We start from the raw sequence: 17,635 nt of genomic DNA, 5'->3' as shown, positions 1-17,635 counted from the left end.
TTAGCCTTCGTGCTCATCAGCGAGCGTTTGTGCCTCTGCGAAATCTAAGGTGCCTTCATAAATACTACGGCCTAAAATAACACCTTCAATGCCTTCGTCTTTGACTGCGCAGAGCGCTTGAATGTCTTTAATATCGGTTACACCACCCGAAGCAATGACGGGAATGTTGACGTGTTGAGCTAAACGTACTGTGGCGTCAATATTTACACCATTGAGCATGCCGTCACGGCCAATATCAGTGTAAATAATAGATTCACAGCCGTAGTCTTCAAATTTTTTCGCTAAATCTAATACATCATGGCCTGACACTTTGCTCCAACCATCTGTGGCCACCTTACCATCTTTAGCATCTAAACCTACAATGATGCTACCCGGGAAAGCACTACAAGCGTCACGTAAAAATCCAGGTGTTTTGACTGCTGCAGTACCAATAATGACATAACGAATGCCTAGGTCTAGGTAGGTTTCAATAGTGTCTAAATCGCGTATACCTCCACCGATTTGTACTGGAATTTCATTGTCTACGGCATTTAAAATGGCTTTGATAGCGGCTTTATTTTTGGGTTTACCAGCGAAGGCACCATTGAGATCTACCAAGTGCAAACGACGCGCGCCTTGGTTTAACCACTGTTCAGCCATGGCGGCTGGGTCTTCAGAAAATACGGTAACATCGTCTAAAACACCTTGGCGTAAGCGCACGCAGTGTCCGTCTTTAAGGTCAATGGCAGGTATGAGTAGCATGATGTGGTTTTAAGCAAAAAGTAATTAAAGAACACCCTTAGTGGAGGGGATTACGTTTTCATTGCGGGGGTCCATCTCTAGCGCCATGCGTACTGCACGACCAAACGCTTTGAAAATGGTTTCGCATTGGTGGTGAGCATTCTCGCCACGCAAGTTATCAATGTGTACCGTAGCATTCGCATGATTGACAAAGCCTTGAAAGAATTCGCGGGCTAAATCTACATCAAAGTTGCCAATACGGGCACGGGTGAAATCAACAAAATAAAACAAACCAGGACGGCCAGAAAAGTCTATAGCTACTCGTGATAGCGCTTCATCCATAGGTACATAAGCATGACCATACCGACGTACACCTGCTTTATCACCAATGGCTTGGGCCACGGCCTGGCCTAGGGTAATACCAATGTCTTCAACTGTGTGGTGATCATCTATATGTGTATCGCCATCACAGTGCACTTCTAAATCTATCATGCCATGACGGGCAATTTGATCCAGCATATGGTCTAAGAAAGGCACGCCACTATTTAAGTTTTTACGGCCAGTGCCATCTAGGTTAATGGAAACTCGAATTTTGGTTTCGCTAGTATTACGTGTTACATCAGCGGTACGCATAGTCATAATAATAATTTAAGTGTTTTGTATACGGTATTCAGCACTAGCGGCGTGTGCATAAAGCCCTTCGCCTCTGGCTAATGTAGCGGCAATGGGGCCCAATGTTTGAGCGCCTGCTTGTGATACCTGAATAATACTGCTGCGTTTTTGAAAGTCATATACGCCCAACGGGGATGAAAAACGCGCAGTGCGAGAAGTGGGTAAAACATGATTGGGGCCAGCGCAGTAATCACCTAAAGACTCTGAGCTGTAATGCCCAAGGAAAATAGCACCGGCGTGGCGAATGTGCTCTAGCCAGATTTCAGGGTTAACTGTGGAGATTTCTAAGTGCTCAGGTGCAATGAAATTAGCAATTTCACAGGCTTCAGTTAAATCCTTCACTAAGATAAGAGCACCTCGGTCAGCCAAGCTTTTACGAATAATATCAGCACGTGGCATGGTGGGCAGTAATTCTTCTATGGCATGTTCAACAGCATCTAAGTATTCGGCGTTAGGGCAGAGTAAAATAGATTGGGCCAACTCATCGTGCTCAGCTTGAGAAAACAAATCCATGGCTATCCACTCAGCGGGGGCGCTGCCATCAGAAATAACAAGAATCTCACTGGGGCCGGCAATCATATCTATACCCACTGTACCAAAAACCCGGCGTTTTGCTTCCGCTACGTAGGCATTACCCGGACCCACTATTTTATCTACCGGTTGGATGCTTTCAGTTCCATAAGCTAAAGCGCCCACAGCCTGAGCTCCACCAATGGCATACACTTTATCTACGCCACTTAAGGCTGCAGCGGCTAATACTAGCTGATTGCGCTCACCATTGGGAGTAGGGGTTACCATAATTAACTCTTGCACTCCAGCCACTTTGGCTGGCAGAGCATTCATAAGTACTGAGGAGGGATAAGCCGCTTTACCGCCTGGCACATATAAACCCACGCGATCTAGAGGGGTGACTTTTTGTCCTAAAACCGTGCCATCCTCTTCGGTATAAGTCCAGCTTTGGCCACGTTGATGCTCGTGATATTGACGTATGCGCTGTGCAGCTGTTTCTAGGGCTTCACGTTGGGCTGTAGGCAAATTGCTTAAGGCATTTTGTAATTCGTCTTGGCTAATTTCTAGGTCTGCAGCATGCTCTACACTAAGCCCATCAAAACGCTGCGTGAACTCAACTAGGGCTTCATCACCACGCTGACGAATGGCCTGTAATATCTCTCTACAGGCATTTTCTATGGAGGTATCTTGTGCTTCTTCAAAGGCTAAAAGCTGACGTAAATCAGCTGAGAAACAGGCAGTATCAGACTGCAGACGACGAATTACAGACATAACGAGGCAAATTCCAAAAAACAATACGTATACGAGTAGTGTATATCGAATTGATTAGTTTTGGTTTTTTGGTTCTATAGCAGCGTGCATTAAAGCATCAATGAGGGGTTGCAACTGTGCTGGGCGGGTTTTCATGGCCGCCTGATTAATAATGAGACGTGAAGAAATTTGAGATATTTCTTCTACTTCAACCAAGCGGTTTGCGCGTAATGTGCCACCCGTAGAAACTAAGTCTACGATGGCATCCGCTAAGCCCACTAAAGGAGCTAACTCCATGGAGCCATATAATTTGATGAGGTCAATATATACCCCTTTACTGGCAAAGTGCTCCCGCGCAGCGCGCGTGTATTTTGTGGCTATGCGCAATCTAGAGCCTTGTTTTACCGCGCTATGGTAATCAAAGCCTTCGGGCACGGCTACCGACATACGGCAACGGGCAATATTCAAATCCACGGGCTGGTAAAGGCCACCGGGGTGGTCTTGCATATGCTCATACAACACGTCTTTACCGGCAATACCGATGTGAGCCGCACCGTATTGCACATACGTAGGCACATCCGTAGCCCGCACAATAATAATTTGAATATCGGGTGAGTTGGTGGGCAGAATTAACTTACGTGAGGTTTCAGGGCTTTCTAAAACCTCTATGCCAGCCTCATTAAGCAGAGGCAAGGTGTCATCAAAGATGCGTCCTTTAGATAGGGCTAGGGTTAAAGGATTATTTTGGCTGTGGCTGATGGGGCTCATAGTGATTCCTGCTGCAGCCGCTCTATATTGGCACCTACAGCTGCAAGTTTGTTTTCCATGCGGTCATAACCGCGGTCTAAGTGATAGATACGATCAATAATAGTGTTGCCTTCAGCAGCTAAGCCAGCAATAACTAAACTGGCTGAGGCGCGTAAATCCGTGGCCATAACACGGGCACCAAAGAGTTGATCTACGCCTTTTACATGAGCCGTATTGCCTTCGGTGTCAATCTTAGCACCCAGACGTATAAGCTCTTGTACATGCATGAAGCGGTTTTCAAAGATGTTTTCTACTACCACTGCTGTGCCATTTGCCAATGTATTTAAGGCCATGAGCTGGGCTTGCATATCTGTGGGGAAGCCGGGGTGTTCGGCAGTACTAAAACTAACAGATTGAGGTCGTTGATTCATACGGCCCCGTATCCAATTATCACCACATTCAATATCTATACCGGCTTTACGCAGCTTATCTAAGGTGGAGCTTAAGATGGAAGCATCCGTATTGCGTAAATATAAATCACCACCTGTGGCGCCTACCGCACATAAAAACGTACCAGTTTCAATACGATCGGGCATGATGGCATGAGTAGCGCCATGCAGTTTTTCTACTCCTCGGATAACAATGCGTTCAGTGCCATGGCCCGAGATCTTGGCACCCATTTTGATAAGTAATTCGGCTAAATCAACAATTTCAGGCTCTTGAGCTGCATTTTCTAAAACGGTTTCACCTTCTGCTAAGGTGGCAGCCATCAGTAGATTTTCTGTGCCGGTAACAGTCACCATATCGGTGCGTATGGTGGCACCTTTTAAGCGTTTGGCTTTAGCCACTACAAAACCATGCTCCAACTCTATTTCAGCACCCATGGCGCGTAAACCTTGTATGTGCTGATCTACGGGGCGTTGACCTATAGCGCAACCGCCAGGCAGGCTGACTCGGGCCTCACCAAAGCGCGCTAATAGCGGTCCTAAGACCAAAATCGAAGCGCGCATGGTTTTGACGAGCTCATAGGGGGCTTCTAGGCTGGTGACTTGGCCTGCGTTTAGAGTGATGTTTTCCTCATCAACCTCAGAGCTAACCCCTAACTGATGCAATAATTCGCATACGGTTTTTATATCACGTAGCCGTGGCACATTATGCAGTTGCACGTTATCTGCCGTAAGCAAGCTGGCACAAAGTATAGGCAACGCCGCATTCTTGGCGCCAGAAATAGTGATGTCTCCGTGTAGTTTCTGGCCACCGGTGATGCGTAATTTATCCATTACTAAGCCTTATATTCTTCGGGAGTATGGGTGCGCATGGAAAGGGCATGGATTTCACTTTTCATGCGATCTCCTAGCGCTTCATACACAATTTTATGGCGTTGAATGCGGTTTTTGCCTTCAAAGGCAGGGCTGACAATAATGGCTTCAAAGTGAGAGCCGTCGCCTTGCACTTCTATATGTTCGCAAGATAAGTTGTCGGCAATGTACTTTTGTACGAGTTCGGGTGTCGGCAACATAATATTAATTCCGTAATTTATAACCTGATTTAAGCAGGCGTAAAGATAAAAGGCTAAGCACCACAAATACCGAACCCACCACGGCTAAACTAAGCCAGGGGGAGGCGTCTGAGATGCCAAAAAAGCCATGTCTGAAACCATCAATAGTATAAAAAAGAGGGTTCCAGTGAGACACAGCTTGCCAGAAAGGCGGCAAGTTATGTATGGAGTAAAACACACCTGATAAAAAAGTAGCAGGCATGATTAAAAAGTTTTGAAAGGCAGCGAGTTGATCAAATTTCTCAGACCACAATCCACCAATAATGCCCAAAGAGCCCATAATACCGCAAGACAGCAGAGCAAAGCTAATTATCCACAGCAGATTATGAACGGGTAAGCGCACAAAAAACAGTGACACCACACCAATACAAAGCCCTACCACTAAACCACGCGTTACCGCTGCCAGCATATAGGCAAAATAAATCTCTCTATGCGAAATAGGAGGTAGCAATATAAAAACTAGGTTGCCCGTAATACGGCTTTGTATCAACGATGAGGATGGGTTGGCAAAAGAGTTTTGCAGCATACTCATCATCATGAGACCGGGAATTAAAAAGGAGGTGTAGGGGATAGTGCCATACACCTGTACACGGCCTTCTAATACCTGAGCAAAAATTAATAGGTATAGCAAAGCGGTAATAACCGGAGCAGCTACGGTTTGAAATCCTACCTTATAGAAACGAGTTAGCTCCTTTTTGAATAAGGTAGGGAAACCGGAGCCCATTTGAGGCTGTGCTTGTTGAATAATGGGGTTAGTGGGTGTGGTTTTGTCTATACCAGGCACCTGCACTTGTTTTACAGATTGAGTCATGATGGTTTATTTGCATGCATAATACGTACAAAAGCCTCTTCGAGGTCGTCTCCGCCTACTCGCTCTAATAAAGCAGCAGTAGTATCTAAGGCTACAATTTCACCTGCTTTAAGCATAGCAATACGGCCGCAGAGGGCTTCAGCTTCTTCGATGTAGTGCGTAGTCAGCATAATAGTATGACCTTCTTTATTTAAACGAGAAATAAACTCCCATAAACTGCGGCGTAAATCCACGTCTACACCCGCTGTGGGCTCATCTAAAATAATAACAGGTGGTCTATGCACCAAGGCTTGAGCTACTAACACCCGACGCTTCATGCCGCCTGATAAGGCACGCATATTTTCATTGGCTTTATCTGAAAGTCCTAAATTATGTAGGATTTCATCAATCCAGTCGTCATTATTACGTAATCCGAAATAACCGGATTGTAAACGCAAGGTTTCGCGTACTGTAAAAAATGGATCATAGACGATTTCTTGAGGTACTACGCCTAGGGCGCGTCTGGACTCTTTGTAGTCTTGAGTGACGTCATAGCCACAAATACTAGCTTTACCTGTGGTGGCCTTAGCCAAACCTGCCAGTATAGAAATCATGGTGGTTTTACCCGCCCCGTTGGGGCCAAGTAAGCCAAAAAACTCACCGTGATCAACATTTAAGTTGATGTTTTTGAGGGCTTGAAATCCTGAACCTGAAGCTTGGCTAAAGAGCCCCTTTTTTTCAGGAGGAAATATTTTTGAAACGTTTTCTAATTTAATTGCAGACATGAGGCTCACAATAAAAATCTGGCCCACCATGAGCCAGACTTCTATTATAAATTAACACAGCGGAAATCGTAATGATATCGCTAAGGTTTTAGGTGTTTTGATCAGCAGGCATCGTTTGGCTTTGTAAGGTTTTAATTAAACCGTCAAAACCTTGTTGATTAATGACTTGAGCAAATTGATTGCGGTAATTTTGAATTAACCAAATACCTTCTACGTTTATATCGTAAATTTTCCACCCTTGAGGGGTGTTTTCCATGCGATAGTCTACTGTAACTTCAGGGCCGCTTTTTTGAGTAATAAAAGTGCGAACCACTACATCATCAGCCTTAGGATCACCACGGAAGGGCCCTACATTTATAGCAGATAAATTATTTACATTATCTAGGGAACCACTATAAGTGCGTATTAACGTACTTTTGAAGGCCTCCACCAAGTCTGAGCGCTGTTTTTCAGAGGCGTTACGCCAGTAACGGCCTGTAGCTAGGCGAGTCGTTTTTTCAAAATTTACATAAGGCAGTACGTATTGATCTACTAAAGACTCAATCGCCGCACGATCACCGGCTTGAGCTGCCTTATCTTCTTTAACCACCTCTAAGGTCTGAGCAGTGATTTTTTCAATGAACTCTGCAGGATGTTGTGAGGCATCTATATTTTGTGCCTGTAGCTGTAAACTAGCAAAGCCAAACATCAATAAAATAGCTAAAAAGGCTACATGACGTTTTATTACTGGTAAATACATAAGAAATCCTTATTTTTCTGGATCGTCGTAAACGGGAAGATCATCTTCGTAATCATCATAATCTTCGTAATCAGGGAGATCACCATAACTGTTGTCTTCAAAATGACGTAATTTACTATTTAACAATGAATTACGACGCTGTAAATAGGCATCACGAATAAAGCTATATCTATCTATAGCGATATCATTCACTAAGCTCTCAGCATCAATTAAGCCAGTACGTAAATCAACAAAGTACAAGCCCATGATTGAGTTGCGCACAGGTACATTTTTAATGGCCATGATAGGAGTGCTTTCACTAAATCCTGCGGCAAAGCCGCCAATCATAGCCGTGCCATCACGCAAGGTACTGGGGCCCATAATAGGTAAAACTACGTAAGGGCCTGAGCCTATACCCCACACACCTAAGGTGGTGCCAAGGTCATTACGAATACGCTTAGAGCCATTTTTAGAGGCCACATCAAAGCAACCACCTATACCCATAGTAGTATTGAATAATACGCGACCTAAGGTGTTGAAGAAATCATGGGGGCGGCCTTGTAAGAAACTATTCGTTGCCGACCAGACATCTCCCACATTATTAAACATATTACTAATACAGGTACGCGCTGGTTTTGGTGTTAGTGCTTTATAGGTGTTAGCAATGGGCAGTATTAGCGCCTGATCAACATTATAGTTGATCTTGTCCATCGTGCGGTTGTAGCTTTCAAGCGGATCATTTGGATCGGGATGAGTGACTGTAGCGCAGCCAGAAATAAAGGCAAGGGTGGCAGCGGCAGTCCCTAGACGGCCGATGCGTGCATATGTTGGGTTTGTTTTAGGTGTCATTAGGTAAGGTCAGATTTTAAAGTAAGAAGTTATTCGCTGGCTTTGCTGTAAAGAAACTTGCTGATGAGCTCTTCTAATACCACTGCGCTTTGTGTGTAGAGGATGCGACTACCATTTTCAAGGTCTTTATCGTCACCGCCTGGAGTAATACCGATGTATTGCTCACCCAATAAGCCTGAAGTCAAAATAGAGGCCGAGCTGTCATCGGGGAATTTGTATTTTTCATCAATCTCAAAAGTCACATTCGCAACAAATTGGTGGTTGTCAAAGTTAATATCTACCACTCTACCTACTACTACACCGCTGCTTTTAATAGGAGCGCGTACTTTTAAGCCGCCTAAGTTATCAAAGGAGGCCTCTACTTTGTATGTAGGAGCAAAAGAAAAAGTACTGAGATTACCCGCACGTAAAGCTAAAAAGGCTAAGGCAAGTAGACCAAGTAGTACAAACAACCCAACCCAAAAATCACTTTTATTATCTGACATAATCACTATTCCAAAATTAGTTGCTGAACATAAGGGCTGTAAGTAAGAAGTCTAGCCCCAGCACGGCTAAAGAGCCGCTAATAACCGTTCTAGTAGTGGCTTTGGATACACCTTCAGGTGTAGCTCTAGCAGTCCAGCCTGTGTAGAGAGCGATCATGGTAACTACAAAGCCAAACACCACACTTTTAATTACGCCGTTGAGTATGTCGTTATAAACATCTACGCCGTCTTGCATTTGTGACCAAAAAGAGCCCGTGTCTACACCAATCATGGGCACAGCCACAATCCAGCCCCCTATAATACCTACCGCAGAAAATATGGCAGCTAATATAGGCATGGCAATAATACCACCCCATAGGCGTGGCACGAGTATGCGTTGCATAGGATCAACAGCCATGACTTCCATAGCAGCGATTTGTTCACCGGCTTTCATCAGGCCAATCTCAGCAGTTAAAGAGGTGCCGGCGCGGCCTGCAAACAAAAGTGCCGTGACTACCGGTCCCAACTCTCTTACTAAAGAAAGGGCCACTAATAACCCTAGGGCCTCTTCAGAGCCATAGCGAGTCAAGGTGTAATAGCCTTGTAGACCGAGTACAAAGCCTACAAAAAGCCCTGAAATACTGATGATCAGTAAAGAGTAATTACCAATAAAGTTAATTTGCTGGATGACTAAACGCGGTCTAGTGAAAATCACACTAGATCTTAAGATCAAAGCAATAAACAGGCGGGTAAAGGCCCCTAGGGTGTAAATGCTTTGGCGCAGAAACTTGCCGATGGCTGATATAGGTGCAGTAATAAAGTTCATGGGTTTCGCTTGGCTAACCATTCCTCAAAAGCTGGCGTGTCTGGATAGTGAAATGCAATTGGGCCGTCTTTTTTGCCATGTAAAAACTGATCCACATAAGGATCTGCTGATTTAGATAGCTGATCTGGGGAGCCTTCGGCAATCAGTTTACCTTGCCCTACTATGTATACATGGTCAGCAATGGCAAAGGCTTCCGGCACATCATGAGCAATAATAACGGAAGCGCAGTTTAAGCGGTTAGTTAAATCGCGTATAAGCTGAGCTGTGATACCTAAAGAGACGGGGTCTAAGCCTGCAAAGGGTTCATCATAAAGGATGAGCTCAGGCTCGAGTACAATGGCGCGGGCTAAAGCGACCCGTCTGGCCATGCCACCTGAAATTTCAATAATACGTAAGTGGGCAGCTGCCCGTAAACCCACCGCCTCAAGCTTTTCAAGTACGATAGCAGTGATTTCAGACTCGGATTTATCCGTGTGCTCCCGCAGCGGGAACGCCACATTCTCAAATACGTTAAGATCGGTAAAGAGGGCGCCTTGTTGGAATAAAACTCCCATACGTTGGCGCGATTGTTGTAGCTGCTCTCGGTCCAATGAAGCTATATCTTGGCCAAAAATAGAGAGTGTGCCGGCAGTAGGAAATAGTTGACCGGTAGCTGCACGCAATAATGTGGTTTTTCCGGAGCCAGATCCTCCCATAAGCGCTACAACTTGCCCCTGCGCGGCGTTGATGTTGATGTTTTTGAGCACTGTGAAGTCGCCATACCCCAATGAAACATTGGAAAACTCCAGCACATTAGAGGGGGAAGTAGAGACTGATGTGTTCATAAGCAGTTATAGGCAGGTATAGAATAAAGTCGTATTGTAGCGTGTATGTATTAATTAGTAAGCTTTGGCAGGTGAAACTAGCTGTTTACAGATGTTTTCTTGGCACTATTTTTAAAAAACTACACTACAATCTAGTCATTATGATGAAAAATATAACTAAAAGTTCACTACCTGTGTTGCCTTCAGTGGCTGATTTAGATCAGCGTTATAAAGAATTGCTGACTGCCACCCAAGATTTGCCCCCTGTAGGTAGCCAACCTATTACCGTTTGTGGGCGTGTAGCAGGCTGGGCTACTCCTGAGGCCATAGCGTGTTTGAGCCAAATTAATGGTGTCAAAGTCACTGATGAGGCGCTGCACATTGCGTGGTGTGATCAGCCGTGTGACACTGTAAATACCTTTTTAGCGCATATTGCAGAGCGATTAAATGAAGCGGGCTTAGTTAAGGCATGGCGAAATGAGCTCTTGGATTTAGTGGCTGAAGGCCAAAAGGTAGCAGCCATAGAGCGGGGTGCAGTGCGACCCTTAGGGTTATTAACGCAGGCAGTGCATCTGAATGCTTGGAGCGCTGATGGCAAGATTTGGGTAGCTAAACGTGCTGATAATAAACCCACAGACCCGGGTATGTGGGATACCTTAGTGGGCGGATTGGCAGTAGCAAATGAACCCTTAGAAACGTCTTTGTTGCGTGAAACGGAAGAAGAAGCGGGTTTGTTACCTAAGCATTTAGCAAATTTAGAACCCATGCGTATGTTGTTACGTATGTATAGGCGCTTGCCAGAAGGTTATCAAGTAGAAAACGTTTTGGTGAACGATTGTGTATTGGGTGAAGACGTAATTCCTCAAAACCAAGATGGCGAAGTGAGTGAAACGCGCTTACTTTCTATTGCTGAATGGTGGGAGATGGCACAGAGCGGAGTATTTACAATAGAAGCGGAAATGGTGCTTATCGATAGTGTGCGCTTACGGCTAAAACAGGCATAATGTAAATACATTGTTATATTTGTCAAAATCGCACTTAGGAGGTGTTCGGTATGCAAAGTAATCCATTTGATATGTCAAGCATGGGGTTAAATCAAGATAACCCTTTATTTACCAGCATGAATATGATGCGACAAATGTGGGAGGGAATGGCAAATAATCCTATGGATATGTCCACATCTGCCGCTGCCATACCCTCAGCGGAAGAGTTAGAAAAACGTATTAAAGATCTAAAAGCAGTAGAAAATTGGTTGCGTTTAAACTTATCTATGCTAACTAGCACCATTCAAGGCTTAGAAATTCAACGCAGTACCTTGGCCACTTTAAATTCGTTTGCTCAAAGTGGTATGGCGAGTATGCAAAGTATGAGCCAACCGCCTGCCACGGAAGAAAAAAAACCAGCCTCTACCCCTGATGAAGAAAATCCAGCCGAAGGTTTAATGCAAGCAGGCCAAGCTTGGTGGGGGATGATGCAGCAACAGTTTGATGCCATAGCTCAAGCCACAACTCAGTCTTTACAGCAAGCACAAACGGCTAGTACAAAGGTGGCACCCGATATTCCTAACCCATCAGCAGATAGTACTTTTGGGAAAAAATCTGGTACGGAATCTGGGGCAGCAGCTAAAAAATCGGCAGCTAAAAAAGCCGCCACCAAAAAAACCTCATCAAAAACAGCAGCAGCTAAAAAAACTCCCCCATCTGCTAAGTAACTATTCATTAAGTAAGGTGCGTAGATATATATGTTAAATGTAGTGATTCTGGCCGCTGGTAAAGGCACACGTATGCAGTCAAACTTACCCAAAGTGTTGCATAGCATAGCGGGTAAAAGCATGTTGGCTCATGTTATAGACAGCGCTAAGACGTTAAAGCCTGATACGATTATTGTGGTGAGCGGTCATGGAGCTGAGCAAGTGCAGCAGTCTTTTAGCCATGAGCCACAGCTAGAGTTTGTTTTGCAGCAACCACAGCTTGGTACAGGGCACGCGGTGCAGCAGGCGATGCCGCAGTTGCTAGGTGGTCAGAACTCTACAGATATCACTTTAATTTTGTATGGTGATGTGCCTATGGTGCAGTCAGACACCATGCAGCGCTTATTAGATAATGCGCAAACAAATGGCATGGCGGTTTTAACGGAATTTTTATCTGATCCCACTGGTTATGGGCGCATTGTACGTAATGAAAGGGGTGCTATAGAACGTATTGTTGAGCATAAAGATGCCTCTGAGACGGAAAAAAACATTAACGAAGTGAATACCGGCATTATTGCTGCCCCTACAGCGCAGTTAAAAGCGTGGTTAGCTCGTTTAGATAATAACAACGCCCAAAAAGAATATTATCTTACCGATATTATTGGCTTTGCTGCTGCTGATAAACAAACCGTGGTGGCTTCTCATCCTCAATATGCTTGGGAAACCTTGGGCGTAAATAGTCGCCTGCAGCAGGCTGAGCTGGAGCGCGCGTGGCAAACTGAGCAGGCACGGCGTTTGATGGAAAGTGGCGTGAGTCTGGCCGATCCGGCGCGCATAGATATACGTGGCAGCTTAAGTTGCGGTCATGATGTGTTTATTGACGTGGGCTGTGTATTTGAGGGAGATGTCACTCTGGCAGATGGTGTACAGGTAGGGCCAAATTGCGTTATTAAAAACAGCCATTTGGGTGCTGGCACTATAGTGCAGGCTTTTTCTCATATAGAGCAAAGTCAGGCACAAGCCGAGGTGTCTATAGGGCCATTTGCTCGTTTACGCCCGGGTACCCAGTTAGGAAACAAAACCCATATAGGTAATTTCGTTGAAGTGAAAAATAGCCGCTTCGCTGATCAGGCTAAGGCTAGTCATTTAAGTTACATTGGTGATGCGACCGTAGGCCAACGCGTAAATATAGGCGCTGGCGTTATTACGTGTAATTATGATGGCGCTAATAAATTTCAGACTGTCATTGGGGATGATGCTTTTATAGGTTCAGATTCTCAATTGGTGGCGCCAGTTAAAATAGGGAATAACACCACTGTAGCGGCGGGTACCACTGTTACCCAAGACACGGCAGACAATGGTTTGGTGCTTTCACGTGTGCCTCAAACATTTAAGTCTGTTTGGCAACGTCCTCAAAAAAATAAATAGAGTATTACAGTGAATACAGCAAGCCTACCAGACGGGCTCCCTTTACCAAGACGTTATTACGCCATTTTCACCTTAATGTTGGCCATCGCTATTACGGTACTCGATGCCACCATGGTAAACGTAGCACTACCTGCGATAGCAGACGAGCTTCTTATCCCCGATGCGTTAGTGGTGTGGGTGGCCATTGCTTATAGTCTCACTATAGTGATGACGTTGTTACCGCTGTCAGCAGTGGCAGAAAGAGTGGGTCTGGGTCGTATGTTCGCTATGGGTACCTCCATTTTCTTAGTGGCCTCTTTAGGCGCTGCTTTTTCGCATGATTTCACCACTTTGCTCTTAGCCCGCATAGGCCAAGGCTTGGGCTCGTCCATGTTGATGTGCTTATTTGGGGGCTTAGTGCGTAATATTTATCCTTTAAGAAAACTAGGTATGGGGTTAAGTATTAACGCCATTATGGTATCCATGATGGCGGTATTGGGCCCCTCTTTAGGTGCTTTTCTTTTGGATTTTGCTTCGTGGCGCTGGTTGTTTTTTATCAATGTGCCCTTGTGTTTGTTGACCTGGTTTGGTATTCGTCATTTACCAGCTGTACCGCGTAATATCAAAGCCTTTGATTGGTTTTCTTGTTTATTGATTTTTCCGGTATTTGGTCTTTCTATATTGGGCTTGGATTTGATCTCTTCGGAGCCTTTATGGGCCTTGGGCTGTTTATTTGTGGCCTTTGTGACAGGCTGGGTGCTCATTAAGCGCTCTTTAGAGCAAGTAGCGCCTATAGTTCCCGTTGATTTGTTACGTATTACTCCCGTGGCTTATGCCGTGGCGGCTTCGGCTTTTTCCTTTGCAGCACAGATGGCTTCTGTAGTGTCTTTTCCTTTTTTCTTTCAAAAGGTGATGGACTTTAGCTATACCGAAATAGGCATTATGTTAGGCATTTGGTCTCTAGGCGTGGGCGTAATGGCACCCACCTCTGCGTGGTTATCAAACCGGATTTCTATTGCTGTTTTATGTGCCATAGGCGCAGGTACCATGGCATTTGGCACCAGTTTATTGCTGTTCTATGATGCGCAGACTCCCGTAGTTTTGATTGTACTTGCTATGCTTTTAGGTGGTTTTGGTTTTGGGTTGTTTCAAACGCCTAATAATCGTGCTTTATTGGCTGGGGTACCACGTAATCGTAGTGCGGCAGCAGGTGGTATGCAGGCGACTACCCGTGTTTATGGCCAAAGTTTTGGTACGGCCTTAGTGGCTTTGGCTTTTGCTTTAGGGCAAGAAAATGGTGCTAGCTATGCGGTGGCAGTAGCGGTTTTATGCGCTAGCGTATCGTTAATTATAAATATTGCTCGTCACTTAAATCCTGCCTCCGACCCTCAGTTTTAAGGTTTCATCTGCTATGCGCATTTTATTGATAAATTTAGAGCGAGGCTGGCGTGGTGGCGAGCGTCAAACATGGTTAACGGCAGTAGGGCTTCAAGAAGCTGGTTTAGAAGTCAGTGTATTAGTACGTAAAGGTTCGCCTTTGGCAAAACGTCTTAAAGAATACAGGGTTCCTGTTATAGAAAAAAAATCGTCTGTTGCCGCTTTGATCTATGTATTTTTCACCGTTAAAAAATACCAGATTCATCATGCTCAAACCTCAGCAGCTTTAACGTGGCTGGCCAGTTTAAAATGGCGACTTAAAAATAAGAGTAAGGTGGTCTTTACTCGTAGAACCGCTTTTCCTCTACGTGGCGATATAACTAATAAAAAAGATAAAAATATTAAACGCTTAGTATGGAAATGGCAGCAAGCTGATGTCTTTGTGGCGATTAGTCAAGCAGCTGCGACCGATCCGCGCGCTTTGGGTTTTGATCCTATTATTATTCCTAGTGCTGTAAATTATGTGCCCGCTGATATCGATTACATTATCTCTTATACAGAAAAACATAATTTAGGCGGTATTTATGTATTGGGTACCTCAGCGGCGTTAAGTGCAGAAAAAGATCCTTGCACCACCATTCGCGCTGTTCATGCTTTGTGGCAAAAACGTCAAGATTTTGTTTTTCTGCACTTTGGTGCTGATGGTGATGCTAAAGAAGAAGCCATAGCTTTAGTCAAAGAGCTGGGTTTAGAAAAAGTCTATCGGTTTATGGGGTTTGAGCCGCGTATAGAAGATATGTACCGATTACTGCATGTGTTTGTGTTGAGCTCAAAGTATGAAGCTTTAGGAACAAGTGTATTAGACGCTTATTTATATGCTGCACCGGTAGTGGCTACCAATGCCGGCGGATTGGCTGAACTCTTAGCAGAAGGGCGTGGTATAGCCTGTGAGGTGGGTGACTTTGAAGCCATGGCAGCAGGCTGTGACCGCCTTTTAGAAGATAAAGAGTTTAGTAATGCCATGATTTTATCTGCATTGCAATGGGTACAAGAGCATTACAGCGTAGAACAAATGGTGCAAAGTTATATAGAATTATACAAAGACAAAGACAACGCCAAGGAGTAATGCATTATGTGCGGAATTGTAGGAGCCGTAGCACAGCGAGACATTGTGCCCGTATTATTAACTGGGCTGCAGCGCTTAGAATATAGAGGTTATGACTCCTGTGGCTTAGCCGTTTTGAATCATGGCATTTTAACGCGCAGTCGTAGTACGCAGCGTGTGGCTGAGCTGGCAGTGCAGATTGATTCTGAGCAGCTTAGTGGCAGTTTAGGCATTTCACATACACGTTGGGCAACCCATGGCGCTCCTGCTACGCATAATGCGCATCCCCATTTTTCAGGTCAGCCGCCGCGTATTGCCGTGGTGCATAACGGCATTATTGAAAATTACGAAAGTCTGCGCGCTGAGTTGCAAGCGGCGGGCTATGTGTTTGAAAGCCAAACTGATACGGAAGTGATAGGACATCTCATTAACTCCTTATATACTGATCAAAACGATATTTTTGATGCGCTGCAGCAGGCCTGTAAACGTCTTGTAGGGGCCTATGCCTTGGCGGTGGTGAGTGGTGAGGAGCCGGATCGTTTAGTGGGTGCACGACATGGATCACCATTAATTGTAGGGGTGGGCGTGGATGCGGAAGAGAACTTCTTAGCCTCTGACGCCTTAGCCATAGCCGGCATCACTAATCAAATTATTTACCTTGAAGATGGCGATTTAGTAGATTTGAGTCCTAGTAATATCATTATTGTGGATAAGGATGGCCAAGACATAGATAGAGTAGTGCATACGGTGCAAGCCCATAGTGCCGCAGCTGATTTAGGTCCGTATCGCCATTACATGCAAAAAGAGATTTTTGAACAGCCACGGGCGGTAGGCGATACCTTACAAGATATAGATGAGGTGGTGCCTGAGCTATTTGGGGCTAAAGCTGCCACGGTGTTTGAGGCTATAGACCAGGTCTTAATCCTAGCTTGTGGTACGAGTTATTATGCGGGATTGACGGCTAAATACTGGATTGAGTCTTTAGCGCAGATTCCAGTAGCGGTAGAAATTGCCAGTGAGTACAGGTATCGCGACAGCGTGCCTAATGCACGTACGTTGGTGGTGACTATTTCTCAGTCAGGTGAAACAGCTGATACCTTAGCGGCTTTAAAACATGCTAAATTATTAGGCATGACGCACACTTTGACGGTTTGTAATGTGGCCAGTAGCGCCATGGTACGTGAGTGTGAGCTAGCGTTTATTACGCGGGCGGGGGTAGAAATAGGGGTGGCATCTACGAAGGCATTTACCACACAGCTTACGGCTTTATTTCTACTGGCTATGAGTTTAGCTAAAACCAAGCAGCATTTGATGCCGTCGCGAGAGCAAGAATTATTACTGAAACTACGTCATTTACCCAGAGCGATTACCGCTGTTCTGGCGTTGGAGCCGCATATTATTGATTGGGCTGCCACTTTTGCTCGTAAAGAAAATGCCTTGTTTCTAGGTCGCGGTATGCATTACCCCATTGCTATGGAAGGGGCTTTGAAGCTGAAGGAAATTAGTTATATTCATGCTGAAGGTTATCCGGCAGGAGAGTTAAAGCATGGCCCCTTAGCGTTGGTGACGGAGGCAATGCCCGTTGTGACTATTGCGCCTAACGATGCGCTTTTAGAAAAGTTGAAATCAAATATTCAAGAAGTGCATGCACGTGGTGGTGAGCTTTATGTGTTTGCTGACACAGATACTCATATACAAAGTGAACCCAATATTCATGTGATCCGTATGCCGGAATATTACGGCATGTTGTCCCCCATATTGCACACCATTACACTGCAATTGCTAGCCTACCACACTGCAGTAGCGCGAGGCACGGATGTAGATAAGCCAAGAAATTTAGCAAAAAGTGTCACGGTGGAATGAA

General features: G+C 45.0%; 19 protein-coding genes. 6 read left to right on the top strand and 13 right to left on the bottom strand.

Features of this window, described 5'->3' with window-relative positions; translation table 11 throughout:
* The 13 genes from hisA to AC2UZJ_RS05705 all read right to left on the bottom strand — a co-directional run bounded on the left by hisA (position 1) and on the right by AC2UZJ_RS05705 (position 10,213).
* Positions 1-741 carry a 1-(5-phosphoribosyl)-5-[(5-phosphoribosylamino)methylideneamino]imidazole-4-carboxamide isomerase gene (hisA, locus tag AC2UZJ_RS05765; protein WP_486949168.1) on the bottom strand — a complete coding sequence of 247 codons (741 nt, stop codon included), beginning with the start codon at positions 739-741 and terminating at the stop codon, positions 1-3.
* Positions 742-765: 24 nt separating this feature from the next.
* On the bottom strand, positions 766-1,353 hold the full coding sequence (gene hisB / locus AC2UZJ_RS05760) for an imidazoleglycerol-phosphate dehydratase HisB (RefSeq protein ID WP_486949277.1): 588 nt from the start codon (positions 1,351-1,353) through the stop codon (positions 766-768).
* Between the two features lie 15 nt (positions 1,354-1,368).
* Positions 1,369-2,673 (bottom strand): histidinol dehydrogenase, encoded by a 1,305-nt coding sequence (gene hisD / locus AC2UZJ_RS05755; protein WP_486949167.1) that lies wholly within the window; start codon positions 2,671-2,673, stop codon positions 1,369-1,371.
* A gap of 54 nt (positions 2,674-2,727) precedes the next feature.
* Entirely contained in the window at positions 2,728-3,420 is a 693-nt protein-coding gene (gene hisG, locus AC2UZJ_RS05750) for an ATP phosphoribosyltransferase (protein WP_486949166.1), read from the bottom strand.
* Positions 3,417-4,679, bottom strand: a complete 1,263-nt coding sequence (gene murA, locus AC2UZJ_RS05745; protein ID WP_486949165.1) for a UDP-N-acetylglucosamine 1-carboxyvinyltransferase — start codon at positions 4,677-4,679, stop codon at positions 3,417-3,419. The genes hisG and murA overlap by 4 nt, the downstream gene beginning before the upstream one ends.
* A 2-nt stretch (positions 4,680-4,681) precedes the next feature.
* Complete coding sequence (locus AC2UZJ_RS05740; RefSeq protein ID WP_486949164.1) at positions 4,682-4,918, bottom strand: BolA family protein; 237 nt, start codon at positions 4,916-4,918, stop codon at positions 4,682-4,684.
* Between the two features lie 4 nt (positions 4,919-4,922).
* Entirely contained in the window at positions 4,923-5,681 is a 759-nt protein-coding gene (locus AC2UZJ_RS05735; protein WP_486949276.1) for an ABC transporter permease, read from the bottom strand.
* Between the two features lie 83 nt (positions 5,682-5,764).
* Positions 5,765-6,532: an ABC transporter ATP-binding protein gene (locus AC2UZJ_RS05730; protein WP_486949163.1), complete on the bottom strand. Its 768-nt coding sequence runs from the start codon at positions 6,530-6,532 to the stop codon at positions 5,765-5,767.
* Between the two features lie 88 nt (positions 6,533-6,620).
* Entirely contained in the window at positions 6,621-7,271 is a 651-nt protein-coding gene (locus AC2UZJ_RS05725; protein WP_486949162.1) for an MlaC/ttg2D family ABC transporter substrate-binding protein, read from the bottom strand.
* Between the two features lie 9 nt (positions 7,272-7,280).
* The gene (locus AC2UZJ_RS05720; RefSeq protein WP_486949161.1) at positions 7,281-8,099 is read right to left on the bottom strand and encodes an MlaA family lipoprotein; all 819 of its coding nucleotides are present in this window, start codon (positions 8,097-8,099) and stop codon (positions 7,281-7,283) included.
* A gap of 29 nt (positions 8,100-8,128) precedes the next feature.
* On the bottom strand, positions 8,129-8,584 hold the full coding sequence (gene mlaD, locus AC2UZJ_RS05715; RefSeq protein ID WP_486949160.1) for an outer membrane lipid asymmetry maintenance protein MlaD: 456 nt from the start codon (positions 8,582-8,584) through the stop codon (positions 8,129-8,131).
* Positions 8,585-8,600: 16 nt separating this feature from the next.
* Positions 8,601-9,389, bottom strand: coding sequence for a lipid asymmetry maintenance ABC transporter permease subunit MlaE (gene mlaE, locus AC2UZJ_RS05710; RefSeq protein ID WP_486949159.1), 789 nt, complete (start codon positions 9,387-9,389; stop codon positions 8,601-8,603).
* Entirely contained in the window at positions 9,386-10,213 is an 828-nt protein-coding gene (locus AC2UZJ_RS05705; RefSeq protein ID WP_486949158.1) for an ABC transporter ATP-binding protein, read from the bottom strand. The genes mlaE and AC2UZJ_RS05705 overlap by 4 nt, the downstream gene beginning before the upstream one ends.
* Before the next feature lie 140 nt (positions 10,214-10,353).
* On the opposite strand from AC2UZJ_RS05705, the gene AC2UZJ_RS05700 reads away from it, so the two are divergent.
* From AC2UZJ_RS05700 to glmS, 6 genes are read left to right on the top strand one after another with little or no spacing between them, the layout of a single operon-like run.
* A complete protein-coding gene (locus AC2UZJ_RS05700) occupies positions 10,354-11,196 on the top strand; it encodes an NUDIX hydrolase (protein WP_486949157.1) in 843 nt (280 codons plus the stop codon).
* A 50-nt stretch (positions 11,197-11,246) separates the two neighbouring features.
* A complete protein-coding gene (locus tag AC2UZJ_RS05695) occupies positions 11,247-11,903 on the top strand; it encodes a PhaM family polyhydroxyalkanoate granule multifunctional regulatory protein (RefSeq protein ID WP_486949156.1) in 657 nt (218 codons plus the stop codon).
* Between the two features lie 30 nt (positions 11,904-11,933).
* The gene (gene glmU / locus AC2UZJ_RS05690) at positions 11,934-13,310 is read left to right on the top strand and encodes a bifunctional UDP-N-acetylglucosamine diphosphorylase/glucosamine-1-phosphate N-acetyltransferase GlmU (protein ID WP_486949155.1); all 1,377 of its coding nucleotides are present in this window, start codon (positions 11,934-11,936) and stop codon (positions 13,308-13,310) included.
* A 9-nt stretch (positions 13,311-13,319) separates the two neighbouring features.
* A complete protein-coding gene (locus AC2UZJ_RS05685; RefSeq protein WP_486949154.1) occupies positions 13,320-14,687 on the top strand; it encodes an MFS transporter in 1,368 nt (455 codons plus the stop codon).
* Between the two features lie 13 nt (positions 14,688-14,700).
* Positions 14,701-15,792 carry a glycosyltransferase family 4 protein gene (locus AC2UZJ_RS05680; RefSeq protein WP_486949153.1) on the top strand — a complete coding sequence of 364 codons (1,092 nt, stop codon included), beginning with the start codon at positions 14,701-14,703 and terminating at the stop codon, positions 15,790-15,792.
* Positions 15,793-15,798: 6 nt separating this feature from the next.
* On the top strand, positions 15,799-17,634 hold the full coding sequence (gene glmS / locus AC2UZJ_RS05675; RefSeq protein WP_486949152.1) for a glutamine--fructose-6-phosphate transaminase (isomerizing): 1,836 nt from the start codon (positions 15,799-15,801) through the stop codon (positions 17,632-17,634).
* Position 17,635: the final 1 nt, after the last annotated feature.

Source organism: Paenalcaligenes sp. DL 309, from assembly GCF_057475285.1.
This window is presented reverse-complemented; position numbering and strand designations above follow the sequence as displayed.